The sequence below is a fragment of the Caballeronia pedi genome (assembly GCF_001544915.2).
In the GTDB taxonomy this organism is placed as follows: domain Bacteria; phylum Pseudomonadota; class Gammaproteobacteria; order Burkholderiales; family Burkholderiaceae; genus Caballeronia; species Caballeronia pedi.
This window is the reverse complement of the sequence record NZ_FCOE02000007.1, coordinates 190,441-209,046: the sequence shown is the minus strand read 5'-3', so window position 1 is coordinate 209,046 and position 18,606 is coordinate 190,441. Positions and strand designations below refer to the sequence as shown.

Here is an 18,606-nt window from a genome sequence, read left to right as displayed (position 1 = left end):
TTCACTTCACGCCGAGCGCGGTCTGAACCGCTTCCAGGCCGTTACCGCCGCTCGCCGTGTTCACGCCGTCGAGCCACGACTTCAGCAGTTCCGGATGACGCTTGAGCGCATCCGTCGCGGCTGCATCGACGTGGGTCTTCTTCTCCAGCACCTCAGTGATCACGCCGTTTTCCAGATCGACGTTGAAGGCCATCTGCCTGAACAGGCGCGCGACGTTGGGGCATTGCTGCTCGTAGCCGCTGCGCGCCACCGTGTTGACCGTCGCGCCGCCGTAGTTCGCGCCGAAGTACCGGTCGCCGCCATCGAGGTAGGCGAGCTTGAACTTCGTGTTCATCACATGCGGCTCCCACGCGAGAAACACGATCCACTTCTTCTCGCGCACCGCGCGATCCACTTGCGTGAGCATCGCGGTTTCACTCGATTCGACCACTTTCCAGTCGCCGAGGCCGAATGACTTGTCGTCGACCATGCGCTTGATGTTCTGATTCGCGGGCGCGCCCGGCTCGATGCCATAGATGCGGTGATCGAACTTGTCGGCGTTCTTCGCGAGGTCCGCGAACGAATGCACGCCGGCGGCCGCCACATAGTCCGGCACGGCAAGCGTGAACTTCGCGTTGGAGAGGTTCGGGCGCACCACGTCGATCGATTTCTCCTCCACGAACGGCTTCACGAGCGGCGCCTGTGCAGGCATCCAGTTGCCGAGAAAGACGTCGATCTGCCCTTTCTTCATGCCCTGATACGTGATCGGCACCGACAGGTTCGCGACGTTCTGCCGGTAGCCGAGCGCCTTGAGCACGATGCCGCTCATCGCGTTGGTCGCGTCGATGTCGGTCCAGCCGGGCCCCGCCATGCGCACCTGCGCGCAGGACTGCGGCTCGGCGGGCGACGCGTGAGACGCCACGATGCCGAGCGCGGCGGCGAACAGCGCATGGATGAAGCCCTTTTTCATGGTGCGTTCCTGTCGAATGTGGGGTGATGGTGCAGATCGCGTCTCAGTGCTCGACGGCAGGAAAACGAGCCATCGCTTCGAGATCGTCCAGATCGATGTGATTGCGCATGTAGCGCTGGCTCGCATCGACATGCGGCTGCCAGTCCCATGACTGAATCGTGCCGCGCGTCGTCGCCGCGAAGTGGAAATGACGGCGCTGCTGGCTCTTCAGCACGTCCTGATGCAGCGCGTCGAGATTCCAGCGGCGCGCGATCTCGGCGCGGAATTCGGCCACGCGCGATGCATGACGTTCGTCGCTCGCGAGATTGGTGCGCTCTAACGGATCGGCTTCGACGTCATAGAGTTGATCGGGATCGACGCGCGTGTGAATGAACTTGAAGCGAGCGCGCCGGATCATCACGATCGGCGCGATCGCGCCTTCCGCGAGATATTCGCCGATCGCTTCGTCATGGCCGCCGGTCTCGCGCAGATGCGGCACGAGGCTTCGACCGTCGACGCTATCGGGCCATGATTGCGGCGTTTCTCCGCGCGCGAATTCGACGAGCGTCGGCAGCACGTCGAGATGCGAGACCGAGTCCGCCACGCGATGCGCGCGAAACTGCCTCGGCGCATGCACGATCAGCGGCACGCGGCAGCCGCCTTCGAAAAACGTCATCTTGTACCAGAGGCCGCGCTCGCCGAGCATCTCGCCGTGATCGGACGTGACGACGATGATCGTGTCGTCGGCGAGGCCCGCCTGTTCGAGCGCCTCGAGAATCGCGGCGAACTGGTCGTCGACGTAGGACACCGCGCCGTAGTACGCGCGCCGCGCGTTGCGGATCTGCCGCTCGGTCGGCGGCGTGCGGTCCGCTTCGTACACGTGACGCAAACGCTTCGAATGCGGATCGCATGCTTCGAGCGAATCGCGATACGAAGGCATGTCGATATCTTCATCGCGATACATGTCCCAGTACTTGCGTGGAATCGCGTACGGGTCGTGTGGATGCGTGAGGGACGCGACCATCATGAAGGGGCGCGCGTCTCTGCCCGCGTTGCGCTCGCGCGCGATATCGAAGAGCTTCTGACGCGTCGTGAAAGTCACTTCGTCGTCGAAGTCGAGCTGATTGGTGCGCACGCACGGGCCCGCGTCGATCACGGAACTCATGTTGTGATACCACGTCGGGCGCGCTTCGGGATTCTGCCAGTCGGGCGTCCAGCCGAAATCGGCGGGATAGATATCGGTCGTGAGCCGCTCCTCGAAGCCGTGCAACTGATCCGCGCCGCAGAAATGCATCTTGCCCGAGAGAATCGTGCGATAGCCTTCGGCGCGCAGATAATGCGCGAACGTGAGCGTCTCGGACGGAAACTCGGCGGCATTGTCGTATGCGCCGATATTCGAAGGCAGCTTGCCAGCAAGTAGCGAAAAGCGCGACGGCGCGCACAGCGGGCTCGCGCAATACGCGGATTCGAACACGACGCCTTCTCGCGCGAGCGCATCGATGCGCGGCGTCTTCGTCACACGGTTGCCGTATGCGGAGAGTGCGAAGGGCGTGAGTTGATCGGCCATCAGCACAAGGATATTGGGTTTCGTCTCAAGCATGAATGCGTGCCTCGAATAGAATCTTTGTTTGAGCGTTCAGTCTCACTATTGCCGTTCAGATTGCGGCTGTGAAGATGGCATTTCGTTATGCGCTTATAAGGAGCACTTATGCCGCGCCTGGACCGTCTGCCACCGATGCAGGCGCTACTGATGTTCGAATCCGCCGCGCGTCTCGCGAGCTTCACGGCCGCGGCGCGCGAACTCGGCTCGACGCAGCCCGCCGTGAGCCAGCGCGTCGTGCAACTGGAGGAGTCGCTCGGCGCGGCGCTGTTCGAGCGCGGGCATCGCGGCGTCACGCTCACCGAAGACGGTGCGCGTCTTTTCGATGCCGTGCGGCGCGGCCTCGACGTCATCCGCGCGGCGACGTCCGATATCCGCTCGCGCCACGCGCAGCGCACGCTCACGCTCTCGACGGACTTCGGCTTCGCCACCTACTGGCTGATGCCGCGCCTGCCGCAATTCAAGGCACTGATGCCCGATGTCGACGTGAAGATCATCACGTCGCAGAGCCTGCCGAGCGCATCGGGCGATCATGCGGATGTCGTCATCGTGTTCGGTGATATGCAGGCCGATTGGGGCAACAGGAGCGCCGTGAAGCTCTTTCCCGAGCGCGTGATGCCGGTATGCAGCCCCGCGTTGATCGCGGGCAGAAGCGCGCCCGTCGCTCCCGCCGATCTGGCCGGGCTGCCGTTGCTGCATCTCGAACCGACGCTCCCCGAACGCTGGCTGTCGTGGAGCGCATGGTTCGAGGCGCACGGCCTGGCCGCACCGCCGACGCAAGGCGGCTTCACCTTCAACAGTTACGCGCTCGTCGCGCACGCGGCGGTGATGGGCCAGGGCGTCGCGCTGGGCTGGGCGCCGCTCATCGACGAACTGATCGCGACGGGCCAGCTCGTCGCGCTCTGCGATGCGCCGCTCGTCACCGAGCGCGGCTACGTGCTGGTCACGGCGCGCGAGCCGGTTGCCGCAGTGCGGGCGTTCAGCGAGTGGCTGCTCGACGAATGCGACGTCACCGGCTGACGCTTTCATACTATCTGCGCGGCGTTTCGCTTCTATCCGGAGCGTGCCGGTGTTTGCTCTACTAGCGTGTACGCTCGCCGCATTTCGCGGCGTTGCGACCCTACGAATGTGGAGCACGCATGGCCGCCGATTCCCGCTTTGATCAACTGGTGCTTACGGTCTCGTGCCCGAGCGCGGCGGGGCAGGTCGCCGCCATCGTCGGCTTTCTGGAGCGGCATCACGGTTATATCGACGAACTCACCGTGTTCGACGACGACTTGAGCGAACGCTTCTTCGTGCGCTGCGTGTTTCATGGCGCACAGGCCGGCGAAGCGCTGGACCTCGCGATGCTGAAGCGCGAATTCGAACCGATCGCCGGGCGCTTCTCGATGTCGTGGGCGATGCACGATCTCGCCGTGCGGCCGAAGGTGCTCATCATGGTGTCGAAGCTGGAGCACTGTCTCGCCGATCTGCTGTTCCGCTGGCGCATGGGCGAGCTGAAGATGGACATCGTCGGGATCGGGTCGAATCATACGGACCTCGCGCATCTGGCCGGACAGCATGGCCTGCCGTTCCATCATCTGCCGATTACCGCCGATACCAAGTCTCAGCAGGAGGCGCGTCTGCTCGATCTGTTCGAGACGTCAGGCGCTGAATTGATGGTGCTTGCGCGTTATATGCAGATTCTTTCGGGAGAGACGAGCCGCGCGCTCGCCGGGCGGGCGATCAATATTCATCATTCGTTCCTGCCGGGGTTCAAGGGAGCGAAGCCTTATCATCAGGCGCATACGCGCGGGGTCAAGCTGATCGGCGCGACGGCGCATTTCGTCACCGATGATCTCGATGAAGGGCCGATCATCGAGCAGGAAGTCGAGCGGGTCGATCATTCTTATGGGCCTGAGAGGCTGCTTGCCACCGGGCGCGATGTCGAATGCATTACGCTGGCGCGGGCTGTGAAGGCTTTTATCGAGCGGCGGGTCTTTATCAACGGTGAGCGGACCGTGGTTTTGCGTTGAGGGTTTTGGTTTGGGTGTGTCGCCGAATCCGGCGACACATCAAAAAAAAGCGCCGCAGGAACCATCCCCACGACGCTTAGCGTTTGCCCAAACGCAAAAGAACCCGTTACTTAACCCAGGAATCCACCCGATCCCCATGCGCGCCGATCCACGCATCGGCAGCCGCCTGCGGCTTCTCGCCATTCTGCGTGGCAAGCATCACGCTATCGATCTCACCCGGTTTCCACTGAAACTTCTTCAGAAACGCCACAACCTGCGGCGCCTTCTTCTCCAGTTCCGGATTGATCACGTTGTCTACGTGCTCGGATTCACCAAACACCTTCTTCGGATCTTCCAGGAATTTCAGCTTGTACTTCGCGAACATCCAGTGCGGCTTCCAGCCCGTCACGATGATCGGCTTGTTGGCCGCTTCCGAACGCGCCAGTTCCGCTGTCATCGCGCTACCCGAGCTCGGCAGCAGCTTGTAGTCGAGGTTATAGGCCTTGATCGCCTCGCTGGTCTTCTGCATCACACCCGCGCCCGCATCGATCCCGACGATGCGCGAATCGAATTCCGCCTTCTTCGCTTCGAGGTCCGAAAGACTATTCACGTCGACATTCTCAGGCACGATCAAGCCGATCTTCGCGTCATTGAAGTTCGGACCGAGATTCACGACCTTCGCCTTGAAGTTGTTCCAGTACGCGCCGTGCGTCACCGGCAGCCACGCGGACAAGGTCGCGTCCAGATCGCCGCGCGCGACGCCCTGCCACATCACGCCCGCCGCAACCGGCACGAGCTGCACCGGATACCCCAGCTTCTTCTCGATGATGCGCGCCGCCACGTTCGACGTCGCGACGCTATCGTCCCAGCCCTCGACGTAACCGATTTTGATCGTCGGCTTGTCTGCGGCGTTCGCCCCAAGGCTCGCGGCCAGCGCGGCGGTCATCGCCCCGAGCACGAGCATTCTTCTCATCGGTTTCATTTGGTTTCCCCTTAGCGGCCCACGCCGTGTAGCGAACAGAATCACCAGCCAGAATTGGCCCGTAACGCACTTTTCCGACACTCAGTTGTCAAGAAACGACGCACCCAGATCAGGGTCGCCCGGGCACCTCACTTGTCGACGACGAGATCCGTCAACGGCTTGCTGCAACACAGCAGCACCATGCCCTGATCGATCTCGCGCTGACGAATTCCCCCCGCATGCTTCATGCTCACTTCGCCGGACACGAGCTTCACCTTGCAGGTGCCGCACATGCCCTGCGTGCACGATGAAGGCAACCGCACGCCCGCTTTCTTCGCGGCATCGAGCACGTGTTCGTGGCCGCCGCATTCGATATCGCGCCGGCTCTTCGCAAAGTTGACCTTGAACTTCGTTTCGATCAAGGGTTCCACAACCGGCTCGACGACCGGCTCCGCCGGCGCCGGCTCGAAGCCAACCGCTTCTTCGCGCGCTTCGACGAAATCCGTCTGCGTCGCGAGCGCATCGCCGACATGCGCGGTCGTCAGCACGGCCGCGACTTCTTCGACGACGCCGAACGAGAAGCTCTCCTCGTGATAATGCTTGCGATCGAACCCCCCTTCGTCGAGCAGATCGCGCACCGCCTTCATGTACGGCGCGGGACCGCACGTGAAGATCTCGCGTTCGAGAAAGTCCGGCGCGATCAGCTTCAGCAACGGCAGACTCAGAAAGCCCGTCACGCCCGGCCAGTTCGTGCGCGCGCCCACGCGTTCGCAGACGAATGCAGTGCGGAAGTTCTTCTGGTTCGACGCGATCAGATCGAGTTCGCGCGCGAAGATGATGTCGTCCGGCGTGCGCGCGCTATGCACGAACATGATGTCGGCATCGTCGACGAGCTCGTGATGCGCGCGGCTCATCGACATGAGCGGCGTGATGCCCGACCCCGCCGACAGGAACAGGAACTTGCGCGCCGGATGACGCGCGCACGTGAACTCGCCCGACGGCCCGAGCACGCGCACGGTCGTTCCCGCCACGACGTTGTCGTGCAGCCAGTTCGACACCTTGCCGCCCGGCACGCGCTTCACCGTGATGGAAATCGTGTGCGGGCGCGTCGGCGCGGATGAAATCGTGTAGCAACGGTTGATCTGCTCGCCGTCGATATCGAGTTCGAGCGTGATGAACTGCCCCGGCTCGAACACGAACGTGCGTTCGCCGGGCGCCTTGAAGAAAAAGCTCTTGACGTCATGCGTTTCCTGCCGGACGTGACAGCAGACGAGCGTCTCGTCCGTGTCGCAATCCCAGCGCATGGGCAGCGTCCCCCAGAATTTCGGCTGGGTGACTCGGCTTTGGGTCGGCTCGAACGTAGCCTGATCGCGCATCATGTTCTGCTCCTGCTTGCTGCTGTTCGAGCGCGCTTAGCGCATGAAGGAAACGACTTTCTCGCCGTGCGACGCATCCACGCCGTGCTCGGGCGCGTTCGCATGATCGGCAAGACGCCCGATGTACCACTCGCAGAACTTTTCGACGAGCCCTTCCGTGAACGGCGAATATGGACCCGGCTCGTACGCGTTGCTCGTGACGCCGAGCTGCGAATACTCGACGAGCGTGCGGTCCTGATCGTTCGTCGCGCGCCACACGGCGGTGAGGTTGTCGACGTCGTAATCGATGCCTTCGCGCGCATCCTTGTGCACCAGCCATTTCGTTCGCACGAGCGTTTCGCCCGACGCAAGCGGAATCACGCAGAACGTCACGATGTGATCGCTCATGAAGTGATGCCACGAATTCGGCTGCGTCCAGAACGACAGGCCGCCCAGGTCCGCGCGCTCGAAGCCGCCGAGCAGCTTCTTCGATGCAACCTTCGCATCGAGCGTCTGCGATTCGCCGTCCCGATCGAGCGGCAGGCGCTGCGTGCGAAAGCCCGTGACGAGATCGGACAGACGTTCGATTTCGGCGGACGGCAGGCACATCGCTTCCCATTGCCTGGTGCGTTCGGCGACGGTCTGCTCGAACGCGGCCATGCCTTCCTCGTTGGCGGGCGAACGCTGATAGCCGAAGCCGTATTCATAGAGCGAAATGGTCAGCTCGGGATGGTTCGCGACGCAGTGATAGCACTCGCGATTGTTCTCCATCGTGAGCTTCCAGTTGCCCTTCTCGACGATGTCGATGCTCGCCGCGATCTTGCAGTCCCTCAGGCCATGCGGCGCGAGATACGGCTCCATCGCTTCGCGCATCACGGCGAAGTCGGCGGGCGGTTCATCGGCGAGGCAGATGAAAATCAGGCCCGCGAGATTCTGCACATGCACCTTCTTCAGGCTGTGCTTGCAGCGGTCGAACTGGTCGCCCATGTGCTCGGCGAACATCAGGTCGCCGGAGAGGTTGTACGTCCAGCTGTGATACGGGCACACGATATTGCCGAGCGAGCCCTTCTCCTGATTGCACAGGCGCGCGCCGCGATGGCGGCACACGTTGTAGAACGCGCGGATTTCCATGTCGTCGTCGCGCACGATCAGGATCGAGTCGTTGCCGATCTCGACCGTCGTGTAATCGCCCGGTTCGGGAATGTCCGGTTCGATGGCGACCTGAATCCAGGTCTTGCGGAAGATGGCATCGAGGTCGAGCGCGTGGATCTCCGGGCTCGTATAGAACGGCGCCTCGAGCGTATGGCCCTTTTTGCGGCGTTCGATCATTGCGCGAACGTCTGCCGAAACTTTCATCGTGTGCTCCGTTTTGCGTCACGTCTGGTGCCCCGCCAAACACCTTTGAACGCGGGCTGCTGCTTTCGTATGTGGCACCGGGCTTGCGTCGAAACCTAGTAATCGACGAGTTGATGCTCGCGCAAATACGCGAGAATCACTTGTGCTTTTTCGACGGAACTCCCTTCAATTACGACGCTGCCGCCGCGGCTTTCGGTCGTCGTCGCGCCGAGCATGCGCGCGTGGCCCGAGCGCTTCTCGGGCGCGGACAGTTTCTTCGGCTTGGCCGTGACCGGGCCGATGCTCCAGGCGGTGTTTTCCCTGTCGGCAGGCGCACTCGCCGCAACCGGCGTGACGTGACCTTCACGCATGCGCGCATACGCATAGCGCGGTGCGGCGTTGGCGAGCGGATGCACGGCGATGAGCGCGGGCAGCGGCGCGCGCACGCGGCGGCGCAAGCCTTTCGGCATGAACTGACGCACTTCCACGCCGTCCTTCGTCACGCTGACATCGACAGCCGCGCCGACGAGCGGCACGTTCAGCGCATCGGCGAGCTTGTAGGGCAGCGTGCCGCTGTCGAACGCGCCTTCGGCGCGTGTGCCGGTGAACACCAGGTCGTAACCCGCGAGCCTTGCTCCAAGAGCCGCGCACGCATCGCCTTGCGTATTCAGCACTTCGACTTTCGGCGCGCCGAGCGCGAGATATTCCGCGAGTGCGGGATTTCCCGGATCGCCCGCGTGCAGCACGTCGAGTTGCGCGTGGTGCGTCCTGGCAATGTCGATGGCGATCGTCAAGGCGGCCGCATCGTTGCGGCTGTAACGCGCCGTGCCGCTGACGGGATGGCGGCCGGTGGAAACCAGAACGGCGATCTTCATGCTGCGACTCCCTCGGCAACGTGCGCGGTCTGCACGATCGAAGCACCGCTGGCCCGCGCGGCGCGCGCGGCGCGCGCGGCGGCGGCGGCGTCGGACAGCGCCTTGATGGTTTCCTGCGTGTCCGCGACGATCGTGAGATTCGCGCGTTTGGCAATCGGCGCGCTGGCGTCGAGATTCACGGCGATCACGTGACGGCAATCCTTGATGCCCTGCAAGTGCTGCACGGCGCCCGAAATGCCGAACGCGATATACACGCTCGCCTCGACAGTCTTGCCGGTCGCGCCGATCTGCTTGTCGCGCGTGAACTTGCCATCGTCTACGGCGACGCGGCTCGCCCCGATCGCCGCGCCCAGCGTGCCCGCCAGCACCTCGAACGCGGCGACATCGGACACGCCGTTGCCCGCCGATACGATGAAATCCGCCTCTTCCAGCGCGACCTGCGCGGCGTCCATTTCCTCGATGCCGAGATCGACGTAAGCGCTCACTTTCGAAGCCGGCACGATGCCGTCCGGATTCACCGCCTCGCCCGCGCCGACGAACGGCAGCTTCGCATCGACCGCGTTGGCGGCGAGCAGAATCACATCGGGCAAGGCGCGCGATGCGAGCGCGCGGCCCGCCTGCGCATACGACGCAACGTGCGCGGCGTCGAGTTCGACGACCTGTGTCGCAATCGATGCATCGGCGCGCGCAGCGTAGCGGCGGCCGAGATCGCCATCGCCCGTTGCGTTGTCGGGCATGAAGACGTGCGCGGGCGTGAATGCCGCGACGCATGCCGTCAGCGCGCGCACTTCTTCGTCGGGCGCGTAATTGCGCCGGTCGAACGCGGGCAGTTCGATATAACGATCCGCGCCCAACGCAGCGGCATCGTCCTTGAACTCGCCGAACGCGATCAGCACAACTTCGGTTGTGTCATCCGCGAGCAACGCTGCGGCGGCGAGCGCCTGGCGCGCGTGATCGTCGAGCGCGCCGCGATCCGTATGCGCCGCGACGAGCAGCACGCGCGTGGCGGGCTTCATCGTGCGGCGCGGCTTCACCGCTTCCCTGTGGCCGCCATGCGCGAAGTCCAGCACGACGCCATTGCCGACTTCACCGAGCGTGATGCGCTTGAGCCCCGCCGCCGTGACGATGAAAGGCCGGCGCGGATCGATTCGTTTGATGTCGTTCATTGCCTTTACTCCAGCGCTGCGGCGACGAGTTCCGCCACGTCGAGCACTTCGGGACGCGAGCCGACCACGCCTTCCAGCATCGCGGTGCATTGCGGGCAACCGACCGCGACCACGTCCGCGCCGACCGACTTCGCATCGGCGATGCGGATATCGGGAATGCGCTGCTTGCCGGGGATATCGGTCAGCGGCGCGCCGCCGCCACCGCCGCAGCAGCGTGCGCGCATGCCATGACGTTCCATCTCGACGACCTTGATGCCGATGGTCTTCAGCAGCTTGCGCGGCGCTTCCGTCTCGCCGTTGTAGCGGCCGAGATAGCACGGATCGTGATACGTGATCTTCTTGTCCGCGAGCACGGCGGCGGCCTTCGGCGTCAGCTTGCCGTTCGCGACGAGCTCGGCCATGAACGCGGTGTGATGCTGCACTTCGTAATAGCCGCCGAGCGCGCGATATTCATTGCGCAGGCTGTGCAGCACATGTGGATCGGCCGTGACGATGCGGCGGAACTGATACTGCGACAGCGTGTTCATCAGTTTCGACGCGCATTGCTGGAACGTGGCTTCGTCGCCGAGACGCCGCGCCGTGTCGCCGGTATCGGTTTCGACGCCGCCGAGCACCGCGTAATCGACGCCCGCCTTGTTCAGCACCTTCGCCAGTGCGCGCAGCGTGCGTTGGTAACGCATGTCGAACGCGCCTTCGCCGGCGATCAGCAGCACATCGACAGGACGGCCCGGTTGCGCGACCTGCACTTGCAGATCCACCGACCAGTCGTAACGCGCGCCGATGTCGTAGCCGTTCTGACTGCCCGTCTCGCGCAGATTCGCGAGCGTGATCGGACCTTTGCCCGGCACATCGCCTTCGACGAGTGTCTGATTGCGGCGCATGTCGACGATCGCATCGACGTGCTCGATCAGCATCGGGCACTCCTGCACGCAGGCGCGGCAGGTGGTGCAGGACCAGATCGTGTCCGCTTCGATCATCTGCGAGATGAGCGGCTTCGCCGGACCGCCCGAATGCTTGCCGACCGGAATGCCGGGCGTCGGGCTGCCCGCGTATTGCGAGTCGGAACCGCCGACCATGCCGACGACCAGATCCTGAATCAGCTTCTTCGGATTGAGCGGCTGACCCGATGCGAACGCGGGGCACGCGGCCTCGCACTTGCCGCATTGCACGCAGGCGTCGAAGCTCAGCAACTGGTTCCAGCGAAACTCCACCGGCTTGCCGACGCCGTATTCCTTCGCATCGAGCACGGGCTTTTTCAGCGCGGTCGGCGGCACCACTTCGTGCTCGGTCTTTGCCTTGAAACGCTCCTGGCGCGGATGGAACGCGAGATGCAGGAGACCCGCCATCGCGTGCTTCATCGGGCCGCCTTGCGCCGCGCCGAATGTCATCGTGTAGGCGCCCGCCGCAATCAGCAACGCGACAATGATCGCGAGCGATCCCGACATCCACGAAGCGGGCAACAGCATGAACAGCGCGAGACCGACGGCGAACGATCCGAGCAACAGCGGCAGACTGTCCCACGGTCCGCGCGACAGACGCGCGGGCACATCTTTCGCGCGGCGACGCCGGTACACGAACACCGCGCCGACCAGCATGATGATGGCCGCGAGGAAGATCGCGCGGTCGAGCCAGACGGAGTAGATCGCGAGACCGTAGTTGATGAAGACGAGCGCCATCGCGAGAATCGCGCCGCCGGCGGTCGCGACGTGCGTCTTCGCGATATACGGATCGCGCGCGACGACATGATGCAGATCGACGAAATAGCGCTTGGGGATGGTCAGCAGATTCGCCCATCCGTACGCGCCGGCCGTCGTCGCGCGGCCTTCGCGCCAGTAGGCTGCGCGCTTGAGAAGGGCGAACGCGAGGCCCGCCATCGAAAGCCACAGCAAAGCGGTGATGACAAACACGGGGTTCATCGTCCAATACCCTCGTCAGAAGTCTTTGCAGAGGCGCAGCGAATCGTAGATCGCGCTGTGGATGTTGTGCATCGAGATGCAGTCGCCGACGCGGAACAGCAGGAAGCGTCCGTTGCCGAGCTCTTCGCTGAGCGACGGCTGCGGTTGCGAAGCGAAGAGCGTGTGCACGTCGATCTGCCCGCGATTGAGCGACTCGGGCTTGAGCTTCCAGTAGAGCGCGTCGTTGGGCGTGATGCCGTTCTCGATGATGACCTGATCCACCGCGCGCTCTTCCTGCTCTTCCGTGTACTCGTTGCGGATCACGGCGATCTTCTTGCCGTCTTCCTCGTACACCTTGTCGAGCCAGTAGTTCGGCGTGTGGATCACGCCTTGCGCATAGAGCCGTCGATAGAAAATCGGGAACGTGGTGCCGCCGGTGTCGTCGGCGACCTTCACATCCGGCGTGACGATCTCGACATTGCTGCCGCGCGACGCGATGAAGTCCGCGACGCCTGCGCCCGCATGCGTGCTCACGCCGTCATAGACGAGCACGTTCTTGCCCGGCTCGACCTTGCCCGAGAGAATGTCCCACGAACTCACTGCAAGACCCTGTTCCACGCCCCATGCAGGCACCTGATTCGTGAACGACGAACCGCCCGTCGCGAGCACGACGATGTCCGGCTTCTCCGCCATGATCATCTTGTCGTCGGCCGCGACACCGAGGCGGCGATCGACGCCCAGCCGCTTCGTTTCCATGTCGAACCAGCGCACGATGCCGGCCATCTGTTCGCGCTGCGGCGCTTTCGCGGCGAGCATGATCTGACCGCCGACATACTCGTTCTTCTCGAACAGCACGACGTCATGGCCGCGCGAACGCGCAACGCGCGCCGCTTCGAGACCCGCAGGCCCCGCGCCGACCACCACGACCTTGCGCTTCGGCCCGCGCGTCTTTTCGATCACATGCGGCATCGTCTCTTCACGCGAGGTCGCCGCGTTCTGTACGCACAGCACATCGAGGCCGTTGTACTGACGGTCGATGCAGTAGTTCGCGCCGACGCACTGCTTGATTTCATCCTCGCGGCCATCGCGGATCTTGATGACCATGTGCGGATCGGCGATCTGCGCGCGCGTCATGCCGACGAGATCGACCATGCCGTTGGCGAGCAGACGTTCGGCCTGGCCTGCGTCGCGAATGCTCTGCGCATGCATGATCGGCAGCTTCACGACCGACTTGATGCCCGCCGCGAGATGCACGAACGGCTCGGGCGGCAGCGCCATCGGCGGCATGCAGTTGGCAAGCGTGTTGTGTGTATCCGCGCCCGAACCGATCACGCCGACGTAATCGATGAGGCCGCTTTCGGACATCGCCTGAGCGATCTCCTTCAGGTTCTCGTGAGAGAGGCCGTCTTCATGAAACTCATCGCCGCACATGCGCAGGCCGACGCAGAAATCCGCGCCCACGGCTTCACGCACGGCCTTCAGCACTTCCGTACCGAAGCGCAGACGGTTCTCGAGCGAGCCGCCCCATTCGTCCGTGCGGAAGTTGGTGCGCGGACTCCAGAACTGATCGATCAGATGTTGATGCGCGGCGGAAATCTCGATGCCGTCCATGCCCGCATCCTTCACGCGCTTCGCGGCTGCGGCGAAGTCCTGGATGATGCGCTTGATCTCTTCCACTTCGATGATCTTCGCGTTGCCGCGATGCACCGGCTCACGCACGCCCGAAGGCGACATCAGATGCGGCCAGTGCTCGCCGTGCCATGCGGAACGGCGGCCCATGTGCGTCGCCTGGATCATGATGAACGCGCCATGACGATGCATCGCTTCGGCGAGACGCGACAGCGGGTCGATGACCTTGTCGGTCGCGAGATTCACCGACTTCCACCAGCCTTGCGGGCTGTCGATCGAAACGGGACTCGAACCGCCGCACACGGCGAGGCCGACGCCGCCCTTCGCCTTCTCCTCGTAATAACGGATATAGCGGTCGCCGGGCAGACCGCCCGGTTCGGCATAGACCTCCGCGTGCGCGGTGCTGACGATGCGATTGCGCAACGTGAGCTTGTTCAGCTGGAGAGGCTTGAAAAGGTTCGGGTAACGCATTGCGATCGACCTCGGGATGGTTTTATCTGCGACTACGTTGCTGCTGCGCTGTCTCCGGCGCTCTCTCAGGCAAGCGGCGACACTTCGAACACGCAGTGATCGTGTCCTTCGGCGGCGCACTGCGTCTCGATCGACTTCGAGCGCGGGCCTTTCTTTGCGCTGTCGGGCGCGGTGTCGTTGACCCAGTCCATCGCGCCTGCGAACCAGCCCGCGAACATGTAGCAGAGCTTGCCCTGCTTGCCCGGCTGCTGGAGCACGAACGACGAGTGACGCAGATGAATGCGCGCATGCGACGTCGAAGGATCGGCCTCGACGATGTCGAACAGGCCCCAGCCGCGCTGCGACAGCCGCTTCAGGTAATGCTCGAACACGGCCATGCCGCTGATGCCGTGCTTCTCGGCTTCCTTGTCGCACCAGTGATACGCGGACTTGTAGCCGGCCTTGTAGAGAATCTCCGCATACGTGTCGCGCCCGAGCGCTTCCTCGACGGCGACGTGATTGTTGGTGAAGAAGTGGCGCGGCACATAAAGCATCGGCAGCGCGTCGGTGGTCCAGACGCCGGTTTGCGGATCGACATCGATAGGCAGTTGCGGTTGCATCGCGGGGTTCCTGTGTATTTGTCGTTGATCGTCAGACGTTCCAGACTTCGCCGAAGTAGCGCATCCAGTTATCGCCCATCACTTTCTTGATGCGCGATTCGCTCCAGCCGGCCTTTTCCATTGCGGCGGTGAGGTTCGGAAACTCGCCGATCGTGCGGATTCCTTCCGGATTCACGACCTTGCCGAAATTCGTCAGGCGGCGATAGCGGCCCTTGTCGTGCGTGATCCAGTCGAAGAATTCCGTGCTGTAGCCTTGCGTGAAGTCCGTGCCGATACCGACCTTGTCTTCGCCGATGACATCGATCACATATTCGATCGCCTCGAGATAGTCGTCGACGGTCGCGTCCGGGCCTTTCTTCAGGAACGGCGAGAACATCGTCACGCCGACGAAGCCGTTCGCATCGGCGATTTCGCGCAGTTGCTCGTCCGTCTTGTTGCGCGGATGATCCTTGAGCCCCGACGGGCAGCAGTGCGAGTACGTGACGGGCTTCTTCGAGCACGCGATCGCATCGGAAGAAGTCTTCGCCCCGACGTGCGACAGATCGACCACGATGCCCACGCGATTCATTTCATGAATCACTTCCTTGCCGTAACCCGAGAGGCCGCCGTCCGGCTCATAGCAACCGGTGCCGACGAGGTTCTGCGTGTTGTAGCAAAGCTGCACCACGTTCACGCCGAGTTCCTTGAACACTTCGATATATCCGAGGTTGTCCTCGAACGCATACGAGTTCTGGAAGCCGAAGATGATGCCGGTCTTGTTCTCCTTCTTCGCGCGCAGGATGTCGTCGGTCGTGCGCACGAGCGTGAGGATCTCGCTGTACTCGCGGATTTGCTGCTTCATTTCCGCGATGTTGTCGATGGTCTTCTGAAAGTCCTCCCAGACCGAGACGGTGCAGTTCACGGCGGTGACATTGCCCTTTCGCATGTCTTCGAACACGGAGCGCTCGAACTTGGAAATATTCAGTCCGTCGATGATGATGCTGTCGTTGTGGAGGGTGCTCATCTGGGTGTGCTCCGCGTGCCGGGTAGTGGGGGAAAGACGAAGGTCTGACGGGCTTTGCAGCGCCTGATCGATACCTTTGCCGTTGCGTCTATTCTTGTCTTTCGCCCTGCCGGTCAATTTACGAATTTAGACGTGTTCTTTGCCTTTTCCGACATGCGCGTCTGTTTTCGACAAGTGGCGAATTACGATTCGGTGTAGCGCGTTTTTTTGTGTGTCCTGCTGCACTGCACCGGAACGATCGTGCGCTATGGCAGTGCGCGGCTTATGGCGTATGGCCCGGCTCGGTGCGCGCGCGCAGCGAAGCATGCACGGTGCCTTGCATTGCTCAGGGTTTAGCCTGATGGCATGGTAGTTGCACTCGAAACCAAAATTGCGAAAGTGGCAAAGCGCCGCAAATGACGGCGCCAATTAATAGATTCCAAGGAATCAGTCCTCACATGTCCTCCGATCGCACGGCGTCGCTGTCCCACTTCGCGTTCATGCCGCTCCCCAACTTCACGATGATCGCGTTCACGAATGCGATTGAAGTCCTGCGCATGGCGAACTATCTGACGGGCCAGCCGCTTTATCGATGGTCGATCGTGAGTCCGGAGGGCGGTCCGGTGACGGCGAGCAACGGCCTTTCCGTCGATACGGGTCCGGTGGATTGCGTGGGGCAGCCCGACATCGTGTTCGTGGTCGGCGGCATCGACGTGCAGCGTTCGACCACGCCGGAGCATCTTTCCGCGTTGCGCCGGTTTGCGCGCACGGGCAGCGTGCTTGGCTCGCTTTGCACCGGCACCTATGCATTGGCGCGTGCGGGTTTGCTGGCCGGCTATGCGTGCGCGATCCACTGGGAGAACATGTCGGCGCTCAAGGAAGAGTTTCCCGACACGCGCTTTCTCAAGGAACTGTTTGTTATCGATCGCGATCGCGTGACGTGCACGGGCGGCGTCGCGCCGCTCGACATGATGCTCAACCTGATCGCGGCGCGCGTCGGCACGGCGCGGGTTACGCAGATCGCCGAGCAGTTCATCGTCGAACATGTGCGCGATGTGAATGCGCAGCAGCGCATGCCGCTGGTCGCGCGGTTGGGGTCGGCGAACAAATCGCTCTTCGAGGTCATCTCGCTGATGGAGAACAATATCGAGGAGCCTTTGTCGCGGGAGGAGCTCGCGCGGCTCGCGGGGATGTCGCAGAGGCAGTTGCAGCGGCTATTTCGCGAGCATCTCGGGATGACGCCGACGCATTACTACCTGACGTTGCGATTGCGGCGCGCGCGGGAGTTGTTGCTGCAGACGGATATGTCGATCATGCATATCACGATGGCTTGCGGGTTTCAGTCGGCTTGTCACTTCTCCAAGAGCTATCGCGATGCGTTTGGGACCGCGCCGACGCGGGAGAGACGGAAGCAGGCTCCTTCTTTGGCTGCTGTTTCGTCGGTTCTGGTGGCTTGAGGGGTTTGTTTCTTCGGCGAAAGCGCAAAAAAATACCCCCAGCGGACCAAATCCCGCCAGGGGCAACAACAAAAAGCGTCAAGCCGCCTTCAACAACCCATGCGGATCGATAACAAACTTCCTCGGCGCTCCGCCATCGAACTGCCGATATCCTTCCGGCGCTTCTTCAAGCGACACCACCGACACGTTGACGATATCGGCAATCGGCAACCGATCCCACAGAATCGCCTGCATCAGATTGCGGTTGTACTTCATCACCGGCGTCTGCCCGGTATGGAACGAATGCGACTTCGCCCAGCCAAGCCCAAAGCGAATGCTGAGACTCCCCTTCCTGGCGGCAGCATCGACAGCACCCGGATCGTCGGTCACATAAAGCCCCGGAATACCAATCGCACCCGCAGCCTTCGTAATCTCCATCAACGAATTGAGCACCGTCGCAGGCGCTTCGTGACCGCTGTCGCTCCCGTGCCCATGCGCCTCGAAGCCCACGCAGTCAACGGCGCAATCCACTTCCGGCTTGCCCAGAATCTGCTCGATCTGTTCGCCTAGCGTCGCATCCTTCGACAGGTTGATCGTCTCGAAGCCCATCAAGCGCGCATGCGCCAGACGCTCCTCGTTCATGTCGCCGACAATCGTGCACGCCGCGCCCAGCAAGCGCGCCGACGCCGCCGCCGCCATCCCGACCGGCCCCGCTCCCGCGACATACACCGTCGAACCCGGCCCCACGCCCGCCATCACGGCACCGTGGTAACCCGTCGGAAGAATGTCGGAAAGGCAGGTGAGGTCGCGAATCTTCGACATGGCCTGCGCCTTGTCGGGAAACTTCAGCAGATTGAAGTCCGCGTATGGCACCATCACGTATTCCGCCTGGCCGCCGATCCAGCCGCCCATGTCCACATAACCATACGCGCCGCCCGCGCGCGACGGATTCACGTTCAGGCATACGCCCGTGTTTTGCGACTTGCAGGTGGGGCAGCGTCCGCACGCGACGTTGAACGGCACCGAAACGAGATCGCCGATCGCAAGCGTCTCAACATCACGCCCCACTTCGATGACCTCGCCCGTGATCTCATGCCCGAGCACGAGACCGACTTGCGCAGTCGTGCGGCCGCGCACCATGTGCTGGTCCGAACCGCAGATATTGGTGCTGACTACTCTCAGAATGACGCCGTGGCCGATGTCGCGGCCGCGTGGATCGACCATTTTCGGATAGTCGATGGATTGCACTTCGACCTTGCCCTGCCCCAGATAAACGACGCCGCGATTGCTGCTCATTGATCGTCTCCTTGTTTCGTGGACGGCACGCGCGATACACCCGAGGGATGACCGCGCCCGTGCAACGAGGGTAGCGCCGCTGCG

At 62.8% G+C, this 18,606-nt stretch carries 15 protein-coding genes; 3 read left to right on the top strand and 12 right to left on the bottom strand.

The features are described 5' to 3' along the window. Position 1 precedes the first annotated feature (1 nt). Together AWB80_RS13470 and betC are read right to left on the bottom strand one after the other, a co-directional pair. Entirely contained in the window at positions 2–949 is a 948-nt protein-coding gene (locus AWB80_RS13470; RefSeq protein WP_061175162.1) for a choline ABC transporter substrate-binding protein, read from the bottom strand. A 43-nt stretch (positions 950–992) separates the two neighbouring features. Next, positions 993–2,528 (bottom strand): choline-sulfatase, encoded by a 1,536-nt coding sequence (gene betC / locus AWB80_RS13465; RefSeq protein ID WP_061175161.1) that lies wholly within the window; start codon positions 2,526–2,528, stop codon positions 993–995. Between the two features lie 108 nt (positions 2,529–2,636). Between betC and AWB80_RS13460 the strand changes: the two genes are divergently transcribed. Both AWB80_RS13460 and purU read left to right on the top strand, forming a co-directional pair. Further along, positions 2,637–3,548 carry a choline sulfate utilization transcriptional regulator gene (locus AWB80_RS13460; protein WP_061175160.1) on the top strand — a complete coding sequence of 304 codons (912 nt, stop codon included), beginning with the start codon at positions 2,637–2,639 and terminating at the stop codon, positions 3,546–3,548. Positions 3,549–3,667: 119 nt separating this feature from the next. Further along, on the top strand, positions 3,668–4,543 hold the full coding sequence (purU, locus tag AWB80_RS13455) for a formyltetrahydrofolate deformylase (RefSeq protein ID WP_061175159.1): 876 nt from the start codon (positions 3,668–3,670) through the stop codon (positions 4,541–4,543). A 106-nt stretch (positions 4,544–4,649) separates the two neighbouring features. On the opposite strand, the gene AWB80_RS13450 is transcribed toward purU, so the two are convergent. The 9 genes from AWB80_RS13450 to AWB80_RS13410 all read right to left on the bottom strand — a co-directional run bounded on the left by AWB80_RS13450 (position 4,650) and on the right by AWB80_RS13410 (position 15,811). Further along, complete coding sequence (locus AWB80_RS13450; RefSeq protein WP_061175158.1) at positions 4,650–5,504, bottom strand: glycine betaine ABC transporter substrate-binding protein; 855 nt, start codon at positions 5,502–5,504, stop codon at positions 4,650–4,652. A 128-nt stretch (positions 5,505–5,632) separates the two neighbouring features. Next, positions 5,633–6,862, bottom strand: a complete 1,230-nt coding sequence (locus tag AWB80_RS13445; RefSeq protein ID WP_061175157.1) for an FAD-binding oxidoreductase — start codon at positions 6,860–6,862, stop codon at positions 5,633–5,635. 33 nt (positions 6,863–6,895) lie between these two features. Beyond that, positions 6,896–8,194 carry an aromatic ring-hydroxylating oxygenase subunit alpha gene (locus AWB80_RS13440; protein ID WP_061175156.1) on the bottom strand — a complete coding sequence of 433 codons (1,299 nt, stop codon included), beginning with the start codon at positions 8,192–8,194 and terminating at the stop codon, positions 6,896–6,898. 95 nt (positions 8,195–8,289) lie between these two features. Further along, a complete protein-coding gene (locus AWB80_RS13435) occupies positions 8,290–9,048 on the bottom strand; it encodes a drug:proton antiporter (protein ID WP_061175155.1) in 759 nt (252 codons plus the stop codon). Then, positions 9,045–10,214 carry an electron transfer flavoprotein subunit alpha/FixB family protein gene (locus tag AWB80_RS13430; RefSeq protein WP_061175154.1) on the bottom strand — a complete coding sequence of 390 codons (1,170 nt, stop codon included), beginning with the start codon at positions 10,212–10,214 and terminating at the stop codon, positions 9,045–9,047. The genes AWB80_RS13435 and AWB80_RS13430 overlap by 4 nt, the downstream gene beginning before the upstream one ends. A 5-nt stretch (positions 10,215–10,219) precedes the next feature. Beyond that, positions 10,220–12,130: a (Fe-S)-binding protein gene (locus AWB80_RS13425; protein WP_061175153.1), complete on the bottom strand. Its 1,911-nt coding sequence runs from the start codon at positions 12,128–12,130 to the stop codon at positions 10,220–10,222. Between the two features lie 15 nt (positions 12,131–12,145). Further along, the gene (locus AWB80_RS13420) at positions 12,146–14,209 is read right to left on the bottom strand and encodes an NADH:flavin oxidoreductase (protein WP_061175152.1); all 2,064 of its coding nucleotides are present in this window, start codon (positions 14,207–14,209) and stop codon (positions 12,146–12,148) included. A gap of 65 nt (positions 14,210–14,274) precedes the next feature. Then, a complete protein-coding gene (locus AWB80_RS13415) occupies positions 14,275–14,808 on the bottom strand; it encodes a DUF5943 domain-containing protein (RefSeq protein ID WP_061175151.1) in 534 nt (177 codons plus the stop codon). Between the two features lie 31 nt (positions 14,809–14,839). Beyond that, on the bottom strand, positions 14,840–15,811 hold the full coding sequence (locus AWB80_RS13410; RefSeq protein ID WP_061175150.1) for a dipeptidase: 972 nt from the start codon (positions 15,809–15,811) through the stop codon (positions 14,840–14,842). Between the two features lie 437 nt (positions 15,812–16,248). Here AWB80_RS13410 and AWB80_RS13405 point away from each other — a divergent pair, with 437 nt between their 5' ends. Further along, positions 16,249–17,247, top strand: a complete 999-nt coding sequence (locus AWB80_RS13405) for a GlxA family transcriptional regulator (RefSeq protein WP_061175149.1) — start codon at positions 16,249–16,251, stop codon at positions 17,245–17,247. A gap of 78 nt (positions 17,248–17,325) precedes the next feature. Here the strand turns inward: AWB80_RS13405 and fdhA are convergent, their stop codons facing one another. Then, positions 17,326–18,522, bottom strand: a complete 1,197-nt coding sequence (gene fdhA / locus AWB80_RS13400) for a formaldehyde dehydrogenase, glutathione-independent (RefSeq protein WP_061175148.1) — start codon at positions 18,520–18,522, stop codon at positions 17,326–17,328. Positions 18,523–18,606: the final 84 nt, after the last annotated feature.